This is a genomic window from Hoylesella loescheii DSM 19665 = JCM 12249 = ATCC 15930, from assembly GCF_000378085.1.
GTDB lineage: Bacteria > Bacteroidota > Bacteroidia > Bacteroidales > Bacteroidaceae > Prevotella > Prevotella loescheii.
Map to the genome: position 1 here is coordinate 1 of NZ_KB899233.1, position 22,217 is coordinate 22,217.

Here is a 22,217-nt window from a genome sequence, read left to right on the forward strand (position 1 = left end):
CCGCAGGGCACCCCCCTCAGTGTTTTTCATGGCCTTGTTTTCATTCACGCAAAAAAGGCCAGCCCAAACTTGGACAGACAACAAACAATGCTTAACTTTGCAAACGGATGGCTGTTGTAAACCAAATTTGGACTTTGGAAAAGGACATGACAACCTAAATACAACATAAGGATTTTTCTTGTCAACCAAAGGAGTATTTAACAACGAAAAGTGTCAACTAATCTCAGTACACTACAGACCCTTTTGTATTGTGACTACAAAAGGCTTGTAGTGCGACTACAAAAGGCTTGTAGTGTGGCTACAAAAGGTTTGTAGTGTGGCTACAAAAGGTTTGTAGTGTGGCTACAAACGACTTGTAGTGGGAGTACAAAAGCCTTTGTACTGGCTCCGAATTTAAAAGAAGTCTATGTTTTTGTTGTTTTCTGCATCGTCATTGCCCCTTTTTTGCAGCATGGGCCTTATCCAAACGCATCCTGCAAGCGAGAGAATGCCACATGCGAGAGCAACGAAGAATAGGTTGTTGTAGCCTAGCCACTCTTGCAAAGCGCCCGAAAACATGCTAGGAAGCATTTGGCCTAGTGCCAAAATAGACGTGAAGAACATGAAAGTGGTATGGTTGCCCATGGTCTTGCCTAGGCTTTTCACCGTCTCCCAACAAACGGATAAGCTCAAACCCAAGCCCATTTGGCAGACGAAGATGCAGATGTTGATAAGGCCTAGACTCGTTGGTAGGGTTTCGCTAAGCACCATGTAGAGAGCATTGGGCAACAATATGGCCACAGACAGTGGCAAAATGCATGTTCGTAAGCCTTTATTGGCAATGAGCCCCTTACCTAGCAGACTGCCTGTGATGAGCCCAACGACACCCACAGTGCCGTATGCCAGTCCGAATTCTTGTGGCGAAAGACCCAATCCGCCGTTGTGGTTGGCATCAACAAGGAAGAGCATTACCACCTTAGACGTGAGAGCCTCGGGTAATAAGAAAAAAAGCGCGAAGAACAATACGGCTGCTAGCTGCCAGCGCGAGTGCTGGGCGAAAAGCGAAAGCGTGTCTTTCTTCACCTCGAGCCATCGTTCTGCAAATTGTTCACGGCGTTGTTGTCGCCTCAAAAGGTGAATGGCCTCGTTGTAAGGGCTGGGCAACGATGTGCGATGCCATAGCCACGAGAGAATGAAAATACCCGCAACAGAATAGAAAATGAGGCTCCACGATAGGCTGATGCTGTTGCGATAGAGCAATTGCAGATTACCTGCAACCATTACCAAAAAACCTTGCACGAAGATGAAGGCCAACAGCCGAAATGTGCCTGGCATACCCGAAAGGCCCGAACGCGTTGTGCGCGCAACTGTGTCGCGGTAAAACACGTCGGCTTCGGTTTCGTGAATAGCCAAGACGAAAGCTAAAAGTCCGAGGAAAAACAGCGTGCCTTGCAGCCAATGGGCTGTGGGAATGGTGAAAGCCACACCACCCAAGGCCACGCCAAGCATCAATTGCATGGCCACAATCCACCAGCGAGGGGCGCGAATGAGGCCTAAAAATGGCGACCACAACGGACGTAACAGCCACGGCAGAAACAAACAACCCGTGTAAAGGGTTATCTCTGCGTTGCCCAATCCCAATTGCTTGTAGAGCAAAAGTGCAAGTGTGGCGATGGCAGCTTGTGCCGTTCCCGTGCCGAAATATATGGTCGGCACCCATCTCCACGGATTTTCTGTGCTTGTGGTCATGTTAGTTTATGAGTTTATAAGCCCGTAAGTTTATAAGTTATTGAGCTTGTGAGCTGTTGAGTTTGTAAGGTTTTAAGTTATTAAGTTCATGAGTCTTATTGTGTACAACATTGAGCTTAACAACTCAAGGACTAACGAATGCATAAACTCAGCAACTAATAAACTCAATAACTCACAATCTCAGCAGCCCATAACCTTAAACATATATCTATGGATAGAGTTGTTTCTGTTCAGCCCCTGGGTAGTAATGCGCCAATATCTCGTGGTAGTCATAACCCTTTTCGCCCATCACGGCCGCGCCAATTTGGCACAAACCCACGCCATGTCCCCATCCTGCGCCAGTGAAGACAAAGCGAAGTGGTAGCCCTTGGGCATCACGTTCGGTCACGTCTACCACGAAAGCCGAGCTGTATAGGTGGCTCTCGCTCAGTGCGCGACGTATTTCCAATTCCTTACCGAGGATTAACGTGCGCTTTGTTCCAACGATTTTCAAGCGCGACAAGCGTCCGCTCTTACCCCTTTCCATGGGTTCGAAAGCCGTAACCAGTCCAAAATCGATGCCCAATTTCTTTTTTAGCAGCTCGCCAACCTGTTCTTGCGTATATTCCAAACGCCAGCGATAGAAGTCTTTTGTGGTTTGGTCGAAGTCGTTAAGCACCTGCGATAGAATACGCGCATCATGTGTGTTGCAGAATGCATCGGGGTTAGAGCGTATCCAAGCCTCACTGTTTGACTCGTTGGTGAGGTCTATATCTACGGCGGGGTTGGGTAAGTCGCGTACCACTTTCAGGTAAGGCTTGTCTTCGTCTTCCCAACAATAGCGGTATTCTTCTACCATTCCGCCACAACATTTGCTAAAACGAGCATCGCAAATGCCCTCTTCGGACAGTAACACCAGTCCGCGAGTGGCCTGCACGGCTTCTGCAACGTGCTTGCTGGTAGCTTTGGTTATGCCTTGATAACGTTGGCAATGGTCGTCGGCGCACACGTCGAAGAGGGTGTGGTCTTCGCGGTCGTACCATTTCACTATCTCGTTATCGTTCATCACGAAAGCTGCTGCCGTACCCGTTACCGCCGTTTTCTTATCGCGGTTTTGTATCTGGGCAAGTAGCCAGCTGCGCGATATAACGGCATGGGCCTTGAGCAATTCGGGGCTTGAAGTGGCGCTCATCTCACTGGAGATGACGCTTTCGAGATAATCTTCCACCGACAATTGGTTGATGGCCACAATCTTGTCGCCATCTATCACAAAGCGCAGTGCGCCCTTGAAGGTTTGTGTCTGTTGCTGTTCCCAATGGAAATTCACGCCAATGGTGACGTTGTGGAGCGAGAAGTTGGCATCAGCAGTGCTCGGTTCGAAGGTAAGTTGGGCGTATTCTTGTCCGTTCCAAAGGATGCGGCCTTTGTTAAGGTAAACTGTTTGCTGGCCTTGCGCTTCGTTGTTGTTAACGTTATAAGGTGCATTTAGCACGAAGGCTATTTCCGTACCATTCATAATGCCCACCGATACTTGGGGCGTTTCGTTGTATTTGAGGTTCATAAGTTGTTTTTTAAAGGTGAAAAAGGGAAAAGGTGAAAGGGTGAAAAGGTGAAAAAACACTTAAAGGTGAAGAAATGAAAGGGTGAAAAGGTGAAAAGATGGCTGTGCCTATTAACTTGTTATCTCGTTCTCTTATCAACTCGTCTACTTGTTAACGTGTCTTCTTGTCTACTCGTTAACTCACGAACAAATAAACTTAAAGACTCACAGCATTTGGCTTAACTCCTTAACTCCATGACTCCTTAACTCCTCATGATAGTCCCATTATTCTTCGTTTCACGTCTTCGAAGGTTGACGTTGGCATGCCCACCTCTTTATATAGGGCTTCGAGTAGGGGTGTATCCAAGCGTTCGAAGTCTTCTTTTCGGGGTGTGATAACCAGTCCGGCCATGTCTAGCGCACCAGGACTGATGAGCATTTGCGCATCGCCTTCGGCCGAATAGCAGGCAGGGCGGTGCTTGTCGCGCGGTATCACCACGGTGATATATGTTTCGCCATTGCGCCATTTCAAGATGTTGAACATCGGTTCTGTTTCATCTTCACGTTGTGGTAGGGCCTTGTAAAGGGCTTCGAAGAGGGCGGCATCGGCCTTGGCGTCGCGCCCCACGATGGCAAACACAGGACAAGCATAATTGTTGATAGCCGCTAGTTCAGAGCCGTCGGGGGTAGAGAGCAGCGTTTGGCGATTGCTGTAAAGCTGCTCCCAATTGTCGCGCAAGGGCAAATGGCTGCCAGTTCCAGCTTGCAGATGCATGTGATCGGGTGCAGACGCACCACATTTAGGACCATTATAAAACACAGTAAGGTGTTCGAAGCTTTCAAGCAGTCGTCGCATCTTGCCGTAGTGCTCGCGAATAAGTTGTGGTTGGTGAACTTTTGCGGGTATGGTGAAATGCAATGGCAGGATGGGGAAGGGGTTAACCAACAGTTCGAAATCGTTATCGATGGGTATTTGCGTTTGAATCGCTGGCCTGTTCTTCTCACACAGGAAGCAGGGACGTTGCGCCAAGGCGGCTTTATCAATCTTTGCGCCTGTAGAAACTAGGCGTGCAGGATTGCATTGCACGTAAAACGGCATGCCTGCGCATGTCACGGGCTTGAGCAACACGCCCTTTAAGTCGTCGAAACGTTGTCGGGCATCGTGCCACGCTTGCAGTTGTTCTTCAAAAAAGCGGTTCAATGTGTCCTCGCCTTGCATCACTGTGGCTTTGGTTGTGCCTTGGCCATCTTTTATTTCCATATCGTTAAAAAACAGGTTTAGTTATTATTGATGCAAACTTACAAAAAATAAACGTAATAAAAGCAAGTTGATGGAAGATTATGTGTTTGGGGAAACGATGCTGGATGTAGCAGGAACATCTTGCAGCAAGCGTATCGACGCTGGTTTGAAGTTGGGATAGCGCATAAAAAACATGATGGTATGTTTGCAAAAGTAATTTCTTTGTGTTATATTTGCATGATATCTTTCTTCGGCGGCGTAAACTTTCTGCATCATAGACACAATGTGGATTTCGTTATGCGGCCTACAAGGAGTTGTTGATTTCTTTTTTTAATTATTTCCATTTGTATGAGGCATTATAATTTAGGGTTCATTTCAGACGAAGACATATTTAATCACATAAAAGACACCGTTAAGCAATATCGCAAGCGTATTAGTTTGAAAACGTTTAATAGTAATATCATTGACCCCATCAAACTCACGTTTGACTCTAAAATTTATGGACAAACAATGCGCCAAACAATTGAGGCTGAATGTATCCGACAGATAGATAAGACGAATAACAACAAGATTGGATACTTCCATCAGAACCTATTTAGGTATGCGGGAAAGGGTTGGCGTGTCCCTGTTAATGGAGAACAGGGTGGCTTTGATGTTCTAAACGAGGACCTTCACATATATGCGGAAGTAAAAAACAAGCACAACACGATGAACTCGGCTGCCACATCAGCTACGTATTTGAAGATGCTTGACAAGGTAATGCGGTCTGGTAACAGGGCTACATGCTATTTGGTGGAGGCCATTGCCAAGCAATCGCAGGATATTGTATGGGAGGTGACGATTACTCAGAATGGACACAAGGAGAAGTATAACTGGCCAAGCATCAAGCGTATTTCCTTAGACCGGTTCTACAAAATTGTGTTTGGCGATAGATATGCTTTCTATAAACTATGTAAAGCCCTGCCAGACATTCTGTCTGACGTGATAGACGAAGATACAACGGCTAGGTTGCAAAACACCGTGTATGACGAGTTGGATAAGACAGACTTTTACAAGAGCCTGTATATGCTGGCGTTTAAAACTTATGAAGGATTTGAGAACTTTTAACGATGCAAACATTTTTATCTGCAAATAGCCTTGCCGACCTAACAGGAACATCGCTTGCAACGACGCAACATTGGGGGAAAACCGGACAATACCCTTACCACACAAACGATGATGGGCGCAAGGGTTTCTACATGGAAGAGCTAATGGGGGTGCCAGTTATAAGGCAAATGCTGAACACCCATTGGGAAGAGGAGGCTGTAATAGCTCCGTTGCGTGACTACACCTCTGTTGAACTGTTTGCTGGGGCTGGCGGATTGGCATTGGGAATGCATCAAGCTGGCTTTCGGCATGTGCTGCTTAATGAGATGGATGCGATGGCTTGTCAAACGCTTAGGCGCAACCAACCCGATTGGAATGTACTAGAAGGCGATGTACATGGTATCGATTTCACGCCCCTTAGAGGGAAGGTCGACTTCCTTTCGGGTGGCTTTCCCTGTCAGGCCTTCTCGTATGCAGGCAAGAAAGGAGGCATGAACGACACGCGTGGCACATTATTTTTTGAGTTGGCAAGAGCTGTAAAGGAAATACAGCCCAAAGTGTTCCTTGGGGAAAACGTAAAGGGACTTCTCTCCCATGACGATGGAAAAACACTATCTATTATAAAAGATGTGATAGCAGAACTTGGCTATACGCTTGTAAAACCACGTTTACTAAAAGCCATTATGTACAAAGTGCCACAGAAGAGAGAGCGATTGTTTCTCGTTGCCATCCGCAGCGACATTGCAGAACACGTGGAATTCCGTTGGCCCGACCCTTATAAGCGGGTCATGACTTTACGGGATGCGCTATGCAAGGGCGAATTGTTTGCCTGCGATGTGCCAAAATCCGACGGACAAACTTATCCGGAAAAGAAGTCAAAGGTGTTATCACTGGTTCCCCAAGGTGGAGATTGGAGGGATTTACCCCTTGATGTACAAAAGGATTATATGGGTGGTAGCTTCCATCTTGGTGGTGGAAAGACAGGAATGGCTCGCAGACTTGCCATGGACGAACCTTCTTTAACACTGACATGTGCACCTGCTCAGAAGCAAACGGAGCGCTGCCACCCCATTGAAACGCGCCCACTCACGGTGCGCGAGTATGCCCGCATACAGACATTCCCTGACGATTGGCAGTTCGAAGGAAACCTTTCTGCCCAGTACAAACAGATAGGTAATGCTGTACCTGTAAACTTGGCCTACGCATTAGGCCGTTCGCTCATTAGGCTTTTCAACCAAATTGACGAGCAAAATCATGAAGAGAGTCAGTTTGAAGAAGCTTTTAGAATATCGAGAAATATGCTTCCACCTCAGTTGTTTCCAGTAGATTTGTTGGCTGTACAAAAGAAATTCCCAGAAGGAGTCATAAGTAATAGGTTTATAAAAGATAGAAATCATGAGACAACAAGTCTCGATGAAAGTAAAAATGTGCTTATAAGTCTTGTTACGAATGAGAATATAGCTCCATTTGATAGCCAATCTGCTAAGGTTTATTATACGGGTAAGAAGTTTCCATCTACTGTTAAGCTCAATAAGTTGTATTATTTCATGCCTTACACAAAGGGGAAAGGCATTAGGGATTTGTATCTTATTAAGGCCGCACGTGTGGGAACGAAGCACGAGGTGAATTTAAAAGCTGATGAGAACGATGTGCGGCTGGTATTCGAAATAGTCTTTGTCAAGCAGTTGTTCAGCCAGTACAAGCCCGTGAAGTTGCAGATATGGAGAACTTTTACCGATACTATATTGAAGGATGTGATGGGTAGACCAGATAGTAAAATGTAAAACCAAGGCTGTGCGATCTGAACGCTTTTTGTTCGCAGCTTCTTTGTAGCGAGCTTAGGAGTTGATAGTTGATGACGACATGGTAGACGAGGAGTGGATGGCCTATTAATTAATGCGAAAAGCGAGTTGTAATGCAAGCTGTTAAAACTTCTTCCCACCCGCTATCTTCAAGAACGTGCAGGCTAAGATGCGGGTATCCATCCACCAAGAGCGGTTTTGCAGGTAATAAAGGTCGAGTTCTAGGCGCTTCAGCATCTTTTCGAGGGTGTCGGCATAACCATTATACAGCGTGGCATACGATGTTACGCCCGGTCGTAAGGCGTAAAGTTGCTCATAGCGGGCATCTTTTGCCATAATCTGATCGATGTAAAAGCGGCGCTCGGGGCGTGGTCCGATGAAGGCCATGTCGCCTTTGAACACGTTCCAAAGCTGTGGCAGTTCGTCGAGATGATGCTCACGAAGAAACTTGCCCACACGTGTTAGGCGGTCATCACCATCAACTTCAAGCACCATGGGTCCGTTTTCTTCGGCATCCATACGCATCGTTCGAAACTTATAGATAAAGAATGGTTTTCCATTTCGCCCGATACGTTCCTGTGTGTAGATAACGGGCAGACCGTCGTCTAGCCTTATGGCGATGGCACAAAGCAAGATGAGGGGTGAGAAAATTATAAGGCAAAGAGCCGAAACGATAAGGTCGAAGGTTCTTTTCATGTGGCTATCTTCATTTTTTTACGTTCTGCCTTGCGTGTAAGCAAAAGCTGAATGAAGGTGAAGGTGGCCACATCAATCAGCACGATGCATGTTATCGAAACCGCAGGGAAGAGCAATAGGTTTAATGCCACGTATGCCACGGCAAGTCCTAGGATTAAGATCAAGGCTTGATGTTGGGTCATTCCCAAGCGCATCAGCTTGTGATGGATGTGGTTTTTATCGGCATTAAATAGGGGTTGACGGATGCGGAGTCTGTGAAGTATCACACGAACAACATCGAAAACGGGGACAATGAGCAGACTATAAGCCAACACGAAGCGTGCAGGAGATGCTGACATGAGTGGCGGATTGTGCATTGCCGACTTCACGAAAAGGAAACCAAGGATGAAACCTAGCGTAAGACTACCCGAGTCGCCCATAAATATCTTGCGGTTTTGTTCGGCTTTCCCCCATACGTTAAAGCGCATGTAGGGTATCAGTATGCCGATGAGCGAAGCCACGATAACGGCGTATGGCGTGAGTTGTGCTTTGCCGAAGATAAGCAGAAAGCCTAAAAGGGCAAGGATAGACAAACCTGCCGCCAACCCATCAATACCGTCGATGAGGTTTATGGCATTGTCAATAAACACGATGATGAATACAGTGAAGATGAAACCGAGCCAATAAGGCACCTCGTGTATGCCCATAAAGCCATAAAGGTTGTTTACGTAAAGACCACAAAGAGGCAGTGCGCAAGCTGTGATAACTTGCACAATAAACTTCACGCGTGCGTTAAGGCCAATAAGGTCGTCAATAACGCCCGTGGTATAAACGAGCAATAAGCTGGCCAAGAACGCAATGCTCCACAGGCTCACTTGTATTTTCGACTCGGTAAAGCCAACACTCATCACGCCTACTGCTACTATTATCGACAAGGTTATGGCAGGAACAAACGCCAATCCACCTAGTCGGGGCACCAGAGTTTTGTGCACCTTTCGTTGGTTGGGTATGTCGTAAATGTTCTTCTCCTTGCAGAAATTCAATATGCCGGGTATGAAAACGAACCCGAAACACACGCTTAGTAGAAAAGCAATAACTATTGGCAATGCTTCGTTCATCATCATAGCTGTTAATCTTTGATATATATAAAACTCCTATTCTTCCATAATATTGCATGTAAATGGAGAATAAAGTGTTAATTTTATATTATTTTACAGTCTATAAAAAGGTTGCTGCCATCGTGCAACAAACAACCAGCTGTTGTTGCGAAGTTGTGGGGTGGGGTAGCATTCTTATCTTGATAGATTACCTTTGTGATACCGTTGGCCTTCCGTAAAGTGCTTTTATTGACTTGGCTTAATACATGATCTATGTTCAGTTGTATATTGTATGATTGCCAATCTGCATGCGGTGGATTTAAAAAGAGTATGGAAACGAAACGTAAAAAACAAGAAAAAGCGTTATCTTTGCACCGAAGGGGGCCGCAATGCTTGCTCTTTGGGCAGCTTCAAGGCTAACGGGTGTGGTCAAATAGGCTTTAAAATGTCGATAGCGCATGCATCCTGCACCGTTTATTAAATGAATAGTTATCTAACCTCAGTTATGCAAAGAATATTCTACCTGTTGTTTGCTGCGCTCTTGATGATGGGTTGCAAGCAAGTGAAAAACGAAAGCGGAAAAGACACGGTGCTAACAAAAGACACTGTGCAAACAAGTGTGAAGCCCGTGGCCGTGGCTCAAACGGAACTGAAAACAAACCCTTTGGAGTTTATTCCTCAGGGATATGAGTTGTTCTCTCGGTGCGAAGGCGACCTTAATAAGGATGGTAAGCCCGACGTGGTGCTGATGATTAAGGGAACAGAGAAAAGCAAATGGGTGGATGATGAATACCGCGGACGGCTCGATCGCAATCGTCGGGGACTTGTCATCCTCTTTAAACGCGATGGCGGATACGAACTGATTGCCGAGAACGACGAGTGTTTCTCTTCCGAAAACGAGGATGGAGGCGTGTATTACGCACCCGAATTAAGTTTGGAGATAAACAAAAACACCTTGGTATTACATTATGCCCATGGGCGATATGGCTATTGGCAGTACATTTTTAGATACCAAAATAACGACTTCGAATTGATTGGCTATTATGGTAGTTCCAATCGCGGACCAATTGTTGTTAATATCACCGATGTTAATTTCTCAACGCGCACCTGTGTATATAAGGATAATATTAACTCCGACGACGATGAAGCGGAAGAGAAATTTAAGGTGAAGACAGTCAAGTTTAAACGGAAAAACCTCATTAAGTTGTCGGAGATAACCGACTTTGACGAACTTGATTTAGGTCTACCAGACGATGAACAGTAAGTGTTTATGAAGTGAAGGGCATTTCATCTGTTGCTTGTCGTGGCCTTGATAACGGGTTGCAAGCAAGCGAAAAACGAAAACGGAAAAGACGCAGTGTTTGCGGAAAACACTGTGCAAGCCAGTACGAACCCAGCAGCTGTGGCTAAAGGGGTACTTCAAGCAGATCCTTTGGCTTTTATCCCCAAAGGTTATGTCTTTTTCTCACGATGTGTAGGTGATTTAAATAATGACGGCGAGCCTGACATGGTGTTGATGGTTAAGGGCACAGATAAGAGCAAATGGGTGAATGATGAGCAACGCGGACGGCTCGACCGCAATCGTCGTGGGCTTATCGTTCTTCTTAAACGTGAGGGCGGTTACGAACTAATAGTCCAGAACAACAAATGCTTTTCTTCAGAAAACGAGGATGGGGGCATCTATTACGCCCCCGAATTAAGTCTGGATATAAACAAAAATTGCCTGCTAATAAAGTATGCCCATGGCAGGTTTGGTAATTGGCAATACACTTTTGGATACCATAATAATGATTTCGAGCTGATAGGTTATTATCATAATAGGTGCATCAGGTATGCTACTTATTATAATCTAGACATCAATTTCCATACCTGCATAAGGGTGTACGAAGAGAATCTTAAAGTTTACGACAAAGACGGGAATGAGGAATTTAAGGTGACAAAGACTAAAATAAAACGTAGAAAACCTATCAAACTGTCTGAAATAGCAGACTTCGACAAATTGAATAAGGGCGAGTTTGCCGACGAATAATGCGCATCCGCTATAAAAAGAATCTTTTATTTGTTGCTTACTGTGGTTTAGATAACGGGCAGCAAGCAGGCGAAAAATGAAAGTGGAAAAGACATCGTGACTGCTAAAGGCATTGTACAGGTAAACACCAGCTTAACAGAAAGGTTCTTTTATCAGTAAACAAGTTAACAAGTAAACAAATAGAAAAGGCTATTTGTCTGTTTCGGTATTAATTCATCATTTAACGAAAACGTTCTTTGGTAAGCGGGCAATTTTACCTGCCGCTTACAAAAGAACGTGTAAACGAACGTGGTCGGATCTAATCTTTCAAACCGTCTACCACCTCTTGCGCTTCGCCGTTGAGGTTAATGTTCCTCGTGGTCTTGGCTTGTATCGAACCAGCCTTCATGATGTCGGCCATGTCTACACCCGTTGCTGACTTCAAAACATCAAACGCTTGCTTGATGGCCACAGGCACGTTGCCGCTCATGGCACTGATGCCGTTGCCATCGCCGCTGTAAATGTTAACGTCTTTGATGGCACTGATGGGCTTGGCCACATTCTCTACAATCTGCGGTAGCACTTCTATCATCATTTGCGCTACGGCTGCATTGTTATACTTTTTATAGGCTTCGGCCTTCTTGTCCATAGCTTGTGCCTCGGCTTCACCTTTTTTCAGGATAGCGTAAGCCTCGGCCTCTCCCTTAGCTTTAATACCTTGTGCCTCTTGTTCCAACTTATAACGCGTGGCATCAGATGCTGCGTTTTGTGCCATTGCCTGCTGTTCGGCCTCGTAGCGTTGTGCCTCGGCTATACGTTTGCGCTGTTCCAAGTCGGCCTCTGCATTCTTCTGTACTTGATATTTCTCCGCATCTGCACGTTTTTCCACTTCGGCAGACAGCTCGTTTTGGCGGATAACGATTTGTTCTTGCGAAAGAATTTGTTGGCGTTTGGTCTTTTCAATCTCAGCCTCAACCGTCTTGATGTTGATGGTTTTTTGTTGTTCCTGCTGTTGGATGGAGTATGCGGCATCGGCATCAGCTTGCGCCGTGTCGGCCTGTCGTTTCAGTTCGGCACGCTTCAAGGCCAAGTCGTTGTTCTTCATGGCAATGGCTGTGTCGGCATCCACGCGTGCATCGTTGGCATCTTTGTCGGCATGAGCTACTTGTATCTTCACATCTCGTTCGGCAATGGCGCGGTTAATCGATGCATCTTTCTTAATTTTGGCTGTGTTGTCGGCACCCAAATCGTGTATAAGACCTTCCTTATCGGTAACGTTTTGTATGTTGCACGAAATGATTTCGATACCCAATTTGGCCATGTCGTGTTGTGCCTTCTGCATCACCTGGTCTGAAAAGCCGTCGCGGTCGGTATTCAGCGAACGCAGGTCTAGTGTGCCGATAATTTCGCGCATGTTACCTTGCAACGAGTCTTGCAGCTGTTCGGCAATCATCATGGGTGTCATGTTGAGGAAGTTTTTGGCAGCTAAGCGCGTCCCCTCAGCATTTGGTGTCACCCTTATTTTTGCCACTGCGTCTACGTCTACGTTGATAAAGTCGGTTGTTGGCACGCTCTCTTCGGTCTTGATGTCTACCGTTATCTGTCCTAGATACACGCGGTCAAGTCGTTCAAAGAAAGGAATACGGAATCCACCAGAGCCAATAAGCACACGCGGTTCGCGACTAAGACCCGATATGATGTAAGCGTACGAGGGTGGCGCCTTTACATACGAGGCTAACAGAAAGAGTACAAGCAGCACAACGGCAATGCCGATGATTACATAAAGTGAGAATTGTTCAAACATGATAATAAGGTTTTAGTTATTGTGAATTCATTTTTTAGCTAGGCCAAGGGGCATAATGTCGAATTTCTTCAGGCGTTTTGCTACATGGTAAAGACTATATCGGCGTTTTTCTACCGACATTGCAAAGATAGTGGATATTTTTTTAATACAATAAAAGATAAAACTTTTTTCCATTTTAAAGCTTCGTTTTTACAGTAAACAAGTAGATCGTTGAGCGCATTAGATAATGGAACAAACTTAATATGGTTGCCTTTTACAGAGCATTTGCCAAGTAAATGCATTTTCCACGCATATCGGCAGAATCCTTAATATACAACCTTGACGATGCGTTTTCAATCCTTTGATTATTAGTTTTTTGTGCTTTCGGATCGTTATTTGTGGTTGGCCATGTTGTAATTCATTAACTGGAATTCTGTTCCATGTCGTGTGGAACAGGGTTCCAGATGACATGGAACAATGTTCCAGTTTAGATGTAACAGGGTTCCAGTTGATATATTACGACATGGCTATACAATGATAGCAAAATGAGAGCTGAAAAGACGACGGTTAAAGGCTTGTTAATGCGCTTGCGGAATATGGTGTAGTGATGCTTATGAGCATAGAAAGTGGAGAAAGGGAAAGCCATGCTTACGTCTCATTAAAGGGATAAAGCATGGCTTTCTGACACAACTATAACAACTATCAACCTATTTTTCTTAAAGATGTTGAGCGGCTTTGAAAGAGCTCAACAAAATGGATTAGTGCCCAAGTGCGTCGCTAATTGAACACGTGTCCACCTTTTGGGGATAACCGAGAACGTTACCATTCGATGGCTTGGTCCTCGTCGGGTATCTGTGTGTTTATCTGTCGTTCTAGCGTAAGTGTGCCACTAACCGACCAATTAAACTCCGTACCTGGTGCAGAGGTGTAATCTACGTAATCGTAACTGATGTTGTTGATGATAACGTAACGGTGTACAAGATAGGGCTTCACATCGTCTTTTTGCTCGATAATGTGGAAAGATGCCTGCTTGTTCACCTTCAATTTCAGATCGTTATTGGTGGTGTAGAAGTCTACCGTACCTTCCTTTTCACCGTTAAAGCGGGCAAAAACCTTGTACTTGGCACGGTCGGTGCGACTCTCGTCGATGTCGCCTGCGTAGAAAAAGATGGTCTTATCGTCCACCACATATCCGCGAATGATAGATTTAGCGGTAGCGTTAGCCTCGTCGCCCGTAACGAAAATCTTCATCGTACTGCCCGAATAGTCGCCCGAATAATCATTAAAGGGGAAGATGCGGAGCAGCGCCTTGGCGTAGTTCTTACGTGGATGGGCGGTGTAGCCATAGTTCTCACCGTTTACGATGGTAAGCGGCAATACCCATTTGTTGCTCATGTCGATACCGTTGAAGTTGAACTTGACGTTAAGTAGCCCCACGTTCTCGCCCGATGGGATAGTCGTTGTCTCGGGAATGGTGGCATAATCCTTCATGTCGGTGTACCATAGCTCAGTGCGATTTAAGAAACGAGCTTGGTTAAGCACGTTAAGCGTGTCGCCATCGTGCGCAATATGCACCGTGATGTTATTTTCGTTTTGCAATGAACCGCTAACGATTACGGGCAGCTTATACGACGAGAGTCCGCTACCCTCGACGAAAGTCTTGTCGGCATTGCGTCTGCTGTAAGGCACATAAACGTCGGTAACGCCCAATTTGCCAAGTGGTGCGCGAAAACTAACGTACTGCGTGTATTGCTCTTCTTTCCATTCGTCGTTACAGGCAGTAAGTGTGGCGAGTGCGCTTGCGAGCATCGCCGCATATATCGGAAGATGTTTTACTTTCATTTTCTTGTAACTTAAAGGGTGGGTTAATCGTTGTAGGTCCATCCTGGGTTCTGTGTCAGGCGCGAGTTATGTTTCAGTTCGCGGTGGCGGATGGGCCAAAAATACATCTTGTCAGAGAATGTGGTGCGCAGATTGTTGATGGGGATAATCTGCTGGAACTCTGCTGTGTGGTTGGCATCCATCATCACATTGCAACCATAAATGCGCTGGTTAAGCTCTCGTGGCGCATCTTTCCAACGGCGCAGGTCGAAATAGCGTTTGCCCTCACCCATGAATTCGATCATCCGTTCGCGTTTGATTTTCGCACGCAAGAGGTCTTTGTTGGCATAAACATCTGTTGAATAGTCGGGCACTCCGCCACGTATGCGTACGGGATGAATACCGTTTTGTATCTCCGCAACGTCGCGGCGAACGTTGTAAGTGGTGGCCTCGTCCCACGAGGGAATGGTGTATGTGCCATCAAGTTCGTTGAGAGCCTCAGCGTAGAGCAATAGGATGTCGGCATAACGGATGGCTGGTTCAGCCCTGTTCTTGATGTTCTTATAGTCTTCGCGGTCGGGAACGTCGGTGGGATTGACGTACTTTTTCACGCTGATACCTGTGCGAAGGTAGAATTGCGAGTTGTTGTAGCCGTTGCCGCTACCGCGATAATAGAAGGTTTGGCGGTTGTGGTGGGTGCTTTCTGGGTCGCCCAGATATTCCCAAACAGAGCCGTTATAGCCCACCGAGGCGTAGAAGCGCGGTTCGCGGTTGGCATATTGCAGCGACACATTGGCGGCCAATGGCTTGTATTTTCCGCGTCGATAGTCGCGTGCAGTGGTAAATCCCTTGAGGCGTTCAGCACCGTTTCCGCCGTTCAGTTCACTGTCTTTGCCAGGACAGTCAGTGCCGTCGTTCATATAATAAGCGTCTACCATCTTCTGTGTAAGGCCATGTGTGTTCCATCCGCCAAAGTCGCGAGGCATGGAATGTCGTGCAAACGACATCATGCTGTGGTTTATGCGTGTGGCATTTTGGTCTATACGCGAGAATATAAGTTCGGGATTGTCTTCAGGAGCAACGTCTCCGTTGAATAAAACACGGTAAGACTTGAAGGGATCGATGTCTTTCCAACCTGTCGGCCATCCGCTTTGGGCAAACTGGCAGGTAGAGTCGGCAGGCACGATGGTGGCAGGGTCGCCTGCTGCATCTGTTGTGCTGAACGATGCGTGATAGAGATCGTACACGCCAAGCTGCATAACGTCTTTGCAGGCAGCGGCTGCGCGCGCCCATTTCTCTTCCTGATAGTCGGCGTTGAGCAATGCTCGGCCTTTGTCGTCTACCAACTGTTTGGCGTAGGCATCGGTGTTTCCGTTGGCCAACGGACTGGCAGCGAAAGCCAATGCAAGAGCGCGCGTGGCCAAGCAAGCACCCTTTGTTGGGCGCGCACAGTTCTCGCCGTCGCGCCTAGTGTATTGTATTTCCTTGGCGGCTTGCACCATTTCGCGGCTAATATAGTTGGCCACCTCTTCATACGAGCTGCGCGGAGTGGCTATCTGTTCGTAACTAAGAGTGTAATCAACGCCTTCGTCGGGCATGATTGGCACTGGACCATAGCGGCGGAGCAACAGCCAATAAAAGTAAGCACGTACAAAACGCGCCTGGCCTTTAAAATCGAGCCGTTCTTTCTCGGTCATTTCGGTGTTCCTATAAATGTTGGCGATGAACACCGAAGCTTGATAAATGCCCTTGTAACACATTGTCCAGCCTTCGTTAAATTCGTTTTCGCTATATTCGCCTTGCATGAACGTGTTGTACGAAAGCTCGTTGAACTCCTTAGAGTCGTAGTTGACGTCGCGGTCGCCATAGTACATGTCGTCGGCGAAGGTAAACGAATTGGTTTCTTTCTCTTTGCCAACAACATCGGCGTTCTCGTCTTTCAAGAACGAATAGGCGTAGGCAAGCCATTGTTGGGAGCGTATTCTGCTGGTGAAGACCTTTTCAATCGTGATACGGTCCTCAAAGTATTTGTCGGAGTCCAGATAGTCGTTGCAAGCGGAAAAGAGTATTCCGATGCCCAATGCCAACGTTATCAGGGCGATATTTTTACGTTTCATGATGTATGTCTGTGGTTATAAACTAATTTGTATACCTGCCGTAAACGAACGGGTGATGGGGTACTCCTCACCTCGTTTGTCGCTGTCGAGCTCGGGATCCCAAAGGTCAAAGGCCGACCAAGTGATTAGATTTTGCCCCGAAATGTAGATCCGTACATTCTCCAAGTGTATGGCGTTGACCCATGGTTTGGGCATTGTGTAGCCAATGTCGAGGTTTTTAAGGCGCAAGAAACGGCCGTTGCGTAACCAGAAGGTAGATGGCTGCTCGTTGTTGTCATTGCTGCCGTAACTCAAACGAGGGTAGGCGGTGTTGGGATTTTCTGTCTCCTTGGTGCCCGAAATGTCCGATGAAATCCATCGGTTGTCGGTTACTCCTTTAAGGATATTTCCCCAACGACCTTTACTGAAGGCGTTAATCGTGCTGCCATTGATAAGGAACGTGTACTTGCCGGCACCTTGGAAATGGAAATTAAGGTCGAACCCGCGCCAGCTAATAGAGGCTCCAAGACCATAGATGAGGCTAGGGGTGCTGGTTGCACCTATGGCAACATAGTCGCCTTTGTCTATTACGCCGTCTCCGTTGACATCCTTATACTTGATGTCGCCAGGTTGTACGGCTCCCCAACTTTGTTTGGGCGAGTTGCGAATGTCGTCGTAATCGCGGAAAAGACCTTGTGCAATAAGGCCTCTTTGCTGTTTAACGCGGTAGCCTTTTTCGTATTGATAGGCGTAAACATTATTCTCATCATCGTGTTCTAGGATGGTGTTTTTACTGTAAGTGATGTTTCCGCGTACCGTCCAGTTTATCTCCCCGATGCGGTCCTTGTATTGGAAATTGCCATCGAAGCCACTAGATTTCACGGCTCCAACGTTTGCCCAAGGGCGACTTTCAAGTCCCGTGATATCGGGTAAGAAGTTACGTTGCATGAAGATGCCTGTTCTCTTCTCGTAGAAGTAGTCCATTGTGAGCGAGAACTTATTGTCAAACGCCACGAAATCAAAACCAACGTCGGTTTTACGAGCAATCTCCCATGTTACGTTTGGTGATGCCACCTGCTTGAAATGCATGCCTTGGGTGAGCTTAGTGATGAGGCTAGACCCCCAGTAGTAGCCTATATCTTCCTTGTTGGATTCGTTCTTGGTGAAATCAATGGTGTAAAGGTAGGGGAAACGATTTTTTTCTCCTGCCTTGTCGTTGCCTACCTTACCCCATGAGTAGCGTAACTTGAACATGTTGAGCCATGGTAATGCCTTCTTTACGAAGGGCTCTTCAGCTACGTTCCATGCTAAGGAGAAGGCAGGGAAGAAACCAAAGCGATGGTGGTTGGCAAAGTTTTCGGAACCGTTGTAGCCGAAGTTGAAGTCGGCAAAATAGCGTAGAGCGTAGTTATAGGTTATCTGCCCCGCAACACCTTGGTTTCTTTGGCTGACAGAGTTTTTGATGTCTTTGCCGAGATCTTGTGTTTGTATTCGCTCGTCTTGTGTGAAGCGAGCAATGGCACTGAAGTTATGCTGCTTGTCGAAGGTGCGATTCCAACGAAGCAAAGCCTCTAAAAACTCGTGTCGCGAACCTTCTCCACCCGCCTCTTGGTCCATGGGCGATTCGTTGAAAAACTTTTCCCAAATGATGTTGCCATGCGAATCGCGACTATTGGCGCGATACATGGCAGGCCAAAGGCGATGGTATATGTGGTTTTTATTATAGGTATCGTAGCCGAACCTACCCGTAAACGAGAGACCACGGGTAATGAAATCCAGTTTCTGGTCTACCGTTACGTTTGTCTGTATGTTGTTATCCCATTCTTGGTTGTAACCTGTGCGTGTGGCCGAGACCCAGGGATTCATCTGATATTTCTCGCGACCATAGGCCGGAACATAGCCGTTGGAGTAGAGAGCAGGAGAACTTAGAGCGTTGAAACCAAAGAGTTCGCCCCATACATATTGGTCGCCAAGACCTGGACTGTTGCGCTTGTTGAGGTTGCCCGATACGCCTAACTTGATAACAGTTGTGGGCGTAACGTCTATATCTACGTTCATGCGATAGTTCCAGCGTTTGTAATTGGCGTTGGTGTTGTATTTGCTGCGTAGCGTTTCGTCGGTGTTATACATGCCTTGGTCTTCTACATACGATAGAGACGCGAAGTAACGAGCCGTGTTTCCACCGCCACTTAAACTCAAATCGGCACGATAGCTCATTGCACCATCTTTGAGAAGTAATTTCGACCAGTCTACGTTAGGGTAGAAATCGGGATCTAGTCCCGACCTGATAAGTGCCAACTCTTCGGGCTGATACTGCGGAGGGAGGTTGCGTGTTATACGTGCCTCGTTCAGCAGAGTGGCATACGTGGGTGCATCAACAAACTTCGGGGTAATGGTTCGGGTGTTATACGATGCTTCACCTTTAGCGTTGATATTTATCTTTCCTGCCTTACCATGCTTGGTGGTGATAAGAATAACACCGTTGGCACCTTTCGAACCATAGATGGCCGTTGCCGAAGCGTCTTTCAATACTGAGAAACTCTCGATGTCTTCAATGTTCAAGTCGTCGATGTTCTTTCGTTCGAAACCGTCGACAAGTACCATTGCTTCGGCATTGGCACCAAAGGTTGAGATGCCGCGAACCCAAAAGCGCGATGTGCTTTTTCCAGGCTGACCAGACGATTGCATGGCGATTATGCCAGGAACATTACCCGCCAAGGCGTTGGTAAAGTTTGAAGAGGAGAATTGTTGCATCTGCGAGACGTCTACATTGGTAATGGCTCCTGTAACGGTGAGTTTCTTCTGTGCGCCAAGACCTGTGATAACAACCTCGTCGATGGCGTTGAGTTTCTCTTCAGCCATCTGCACGTCGATAATCCTTCTGTCGCCTTTAACCAGCACACTCACAGGTTTGTAGCCAATGTAAGAGAACACCAGCGTTTGGTATTGTTGCATCTTGATGGTGTATTTACCATCAATGTTAGTGATGGTACCCAGTCCCTTGGCGTCTTTCACGGTGACGCTAACGCCAATAAGGGTTTCTCCCGTGGCGTCGGTTACTGTTCCCGATATTTCCAGATGTTCTTGTGCTAGCGCGTTAAGCATGATGCCGCACAACATCCAGAATAATATAAATAGTTTTTTCATTGTCTTATGGCTAAAATAGAAATGTTATTTTTCCATCGAAATAGTACGTATCTTGCGTCCTTGAGTATCGAGGATGTAGAAAGTGTTAGAGCTCTCGTCGTAAGCAATGCCCGTAGGGCTGTTAAAACGAGCCACTTCTCGTAGGTCGCCATCTTCTGTTCCCCATGCGTTTCCATCGCCGGCTTGCGATGAAGTGCCACGTCCTGCGTATGTGCGAACGATGCCGTCAGGGGTGAGATAGCGTATACAGTGGTTTCGGTTATCGCAGAAATAGAAGTCGTACACGTCATCGCGGTTCTCGGTCACATATTTTTTGTTCTTTACGAAGCAGCCTTGGTAGGGCCTATTTACCCGTGCACCAGTGCCAACACCGTCTACCCAGCCATCGTTTCGTGCTTGTCCAGCCACAACGTATGGTGGGGCGAAACTCTTGGTGGTTTCGTTGTAGTCGGAGCGGAGTATGTAATGCTTGTTAACAACTACGATATAGCAATACTTGCCAGTAGGATGGATGAAGATTTTAAACTCCCAACTCACGTCTTGAATGGTGAACAGCTCCTTAAAGTTTCCGTCGGTCCAGTTGGGATACCATGTTCCGCCACTTGCAACGGTATTGAAGTAGTTGTTCATGTCTAGGCGGAATACCTGTCCGCGCTCGTAACTGTTGAAGTAAAGTTCGCCGTTTATGGGATGCACGGCAGCTCCATTGCACTGCTTGTAGGCAGCTAAGATTTGCGATTTAGAGGCGTCGGTGAAGGTGCCATCTGCGTTTCGTTTCACAATCCATACGCTGGGGCTCTGCAACTGGCGGTCGTCACGGTCGGTAGAGATGAGCATATATTGCCCGTCGTTCGAGAAATCGATGGAGCGCAACCTATGGTTGTCAAACTTAGACATTGATAGGATAGTTTTCACTTCCTTTTTTTCCATGTCAAGCGCTTGTATGCCATGGGCGTTTTCATCGTAAACGGCATATAGAATGTTCTGTTTTATCGGGTCGAAGGTAAGACATCCCTCACCTGCAAAGCCCGTAGCTTTGTCGAAAGGTCCATCGTGCCAACCTTGATCGTCAAATTGGTTACGTATGCCGCTGAGTGTTCCCACAACCATTTTTCGTTCGTAGTTAAATTTACTGCTGGCCGTTGCACTCTGTTCGTTGGCTGTTTTTCCGCCAACAGATACCATCACTTCGCCCGTATAGGCCTTGGCTGGCACCAAGCAGTAAAGGCAATCGCCCTTAACGTTGATGAGAACGGCGCGTTGTCCGCCAATGGTGACCTTGACGTTGCTGGTGTCGTTGCCGAAGTTACTGCCGTATACAACCAACTTTTGGTCAACTCCACCCTCTTTGGGAATGAAGTCTGTCACGGTGACAGGGCGTGAAGGGTCGTACTTCCCAGAAGAATCGTCAGCGTTGTCACTTCGACATGCTGACATACAAGCAGCGCAAAACAGCAAGGTTCCCCATGTGAACCTACGGCCATAGATGCTTAGATTATTTTTCTTCATAAATATATTGTATTTAAACTTTTATTTCTAGTCCACGGTATTACGCCCTCCCAAAGGGCACTTTCCCGATGTATAATGTGGTAAATTCATCAGCAAAATTAGTGAGAAATGAATTGTTGCGATAAAACAAACCATTCAAAAGATAAAAAAAACAGGGCATTTGCCCGTTTTTTCATCGAAAAATGTAGAAAATGAAGCACAAATGTAAATGTTGTTCGCTAGATAATGTATGTGCTAGGTATATGTTTGTAGGGGTCAAAACTTCAATTAAAAATAGCTTCGCACTCATCTATATAATAAGGAATAAATAGCATTGATTGTGCTTTAAGCCTTTTGTAGTGTGGCTACAAACAAACTGTAGTGAGACTACAAACAAGTTGTAGTGTGACTACTAGTAAGTAGTAGTGCCACTACAAAAGGCTTGTAGTCGCCGTACAGTGTAGTGTACTGAGATTAGTTGACACTTTTCGTTGTTAAATACTCCTTTGGTTGACAAGAAAAATCCTTATGTTGTATTTAGGTTGTCATGTCCTTCTCCAAAGTCCAAATTTGGTTTACAGCTGCCATCCGTTTGCAAAGTTAAGCATTGTTTGTTGGCCGTCCAAGTTTGGGCTGGCCTTTTTTGCGTGAATGAAAACAAGGCCATGAAAAACACCGAGGGGGTGCCCTGCGGCAGGGGGCTCGCAGCCCCCGAGAGCAAGAGGTG

The 22,217-nt window shown here is 46.4% G+C and carries 14 protein-coding genes; 4 read left to right on the forward strand and 10 right to left on the reverse strand.

Features of this window, described 5'->3' with window-relative positions; all coding sequences use genetic code 11:
* Positions 1–393: 393 nt before the first annotated feature.
* The 3 genes from F453_RS0113615 to F453_RS0113625 all read right to left on the reverse strand — a co-directional run bounded on the left by F453_RS0113615 (position 394) and on the right by F453_RS0113625 (position 4,508).
* On the reverse strand, positions 394–1,728 hold the full coding sequence (locus F453_RS0113615; RefSeq protein ID WP_018968502.1) for an MFS transporter: 1,335 nt from the start codon (positions 1,726–1,728) through the stop codon (positions 394–396).
* A 208-nt stretch (positions 1,729–1,936) separates the two neighbouring features.
* Complete coding sequence (locus F453_RS0113620; RefSeq protein WP_018968503.1) at positions 1,937–3,268, reverse strand: SpoIID/LytB domain-containing protein; 1,332 nt, start codon at positions 3,266–3,268, stop codon at positions 1,937–1,939.
* A gap of 250 nt (positions 3,269–3,518) precedes the next feature.
* Positions 3,519–4,508 (reverse strand): DUF4922 domain-containing protein, encoded by a 990-nt coding sequence (locus F453_RS0113625; RefSeq protein ID WP_018968504.1) that lies wholly within the window; start codon positions 4,506–4,508, stop codon positions 3,519–3,521.
* A 327-nt stretch (positions 4,509–4,835) separates the two neighbouring features.
* Here F453_RS0113625 and F453_RS0113635 point away from each other — a divergent pair, with 327 nt between their 5' ends.
* Both F453_RS0113635 and F453_RS14485 read left to right on the forward strand, forming a co-directional pair.
* Positions 4,836–5,594: an Eco47II family restriction endonuclease gene (locus F453_RS0113635; protein WP_018968506.1), complete on the forward strand. Its 759-nt coding sequence runs from the start codon at positions 4,836–4,838 to the stop codon at positions 5,592–5,594.
* Between the two features lie 2 nt (positions 5,595–5,596).
* Positions 5,597–7,357, forward strand: coding sequence for a DNA cytosine methyltransferase (locus F453_RS14485; protein ID WP_018968507.1), 1,761 nt, complete (start codon positions 5,597–5,599; stop codon positions 7,355–7,357).
* Between the two features lie 141 nt (positions 7,358–7,498).
* Here the strand turns inward: F453_RS14485 and F453_RS0113645 are convergent, their stop codons facing one another.
* Positions 7,499–8,071, reverse strand: coding sequence for a sugar transferase (locus tag F453_RS0113645; protein WP_009235150.1), 573 nt, complete (start codon positions 8,069–8,071; stop codon positions 7,499–7,501).
* Entirely contained in the window at positions 8,068–9,174 is a 1,107-nt protein-coding gene (locus tag F453_RS0113650) for an MraY family glycosyltransferase (protein ID WP_018968508.1), read from the reverse strand. The genes F453_RS0113645 and F453_RS0113650 overlap by 4 nt, the downstream gene beginning before the upstream one ends.
* Before the next feature lie 478 nt (positions 9,175–9,652).
* Between F453_RS0113650 and F453_RS0113660 the strand changes: the two genes are divergently transcribed.
* Entirely contained in the window at positions 9,653–10,411 is a 759-nt protein-coding gene (locus F453_RS0113660; RefSeq protein WP_018968510.1) for a hypothetical protein, read from the forward strand.
* Positions 10,412–10,441: 30 nt separating this feature from the next.
* On the forward strand, positions 10,442–11,176 hold the full coding sequence (locus tag F453_RS0113665) for a hypothetical protein (protein ID WP_018968511.1): 735 nt from the start codon (positions 10,442–10,444) through the stop codon (positions 11,174–11,176).
* 298 nt (positions 11,177–11,474) lie between these two features.
* Here F453_RS0113665 and F453_RS0113670 read toward each other — a convergent pair whose 3' ends face one another.
* From F453_RS0113670 to F453_RS0113695, 5 genes are all read right to left on the reverse strand, one after another.
* Positions 11,475–12,959 carry a flotillin family protein gene (locus F453_RS0113670; RefSeq protein ID WP_018968512.1) on the reverse strand — a complete coding sequence of 495 codons (1,485 nt, stop codon included), beginning with the start codon at positions 12,957–12,959 and terminating at the stop codon, positions 11,475–11,477.
* A 798-nt stretch (positions 12,960–13,757) separates the two neighbouring features.
* A complete protein-coding gene (locus tag F453_RS0113680) occupies positions 13,758–14,780 on the reverse strand; it encodes a DUF4973 domain-containing protein (protein ID WP_025790186.1) in 1,023 nt (340 codons plus the stop codon).
* Between the two features lie 23 nt (positions 14,781–14,803).
* Complete coding sequence (locus tag F453_RS0113685) at positions 14,804–16,876, reverse strand: RagB/SusD family nutrient uptake outer membrane protein (RefSeq protein ID WP_018968515.1); 2,073 nt, start codon at positions 16,874–16,876, stop codon at positions 14,804–14,806.
* Between the two features lie 15 nt (positions 16,877–16,891).
* Positions 16,892–20,002 (reverse strand): SusC/RagA family TonB-linked outer membrane protein, encoded by a 3,111-nt coding sequence (locus F453_RS0113690; RefSeq protein ID WP_025790185.1) that lies wholly within the window; start codon positions 20,000–20,002, stop codon positions 16,892–16,894.
* A 24-nt stretch (positions 20,003–20,026) separates the two neighbouring features.
* Positions 20,027–21,511 carry an IPT/TIG domain-containing protein gene (locus F453_RS0113695; RefSeq protein ID WP_018968517.1) on the reverse strand — a complete coding sequence of 495 codons (1,485 nt, stop codon included), beginning with the start codon at positions 21,509–21,511 and terminating at the stop codon, positions 20,027–20,029.
* Between the last annotated feature and the right edge of the window lie 706 nt (positions 21,512–22,217).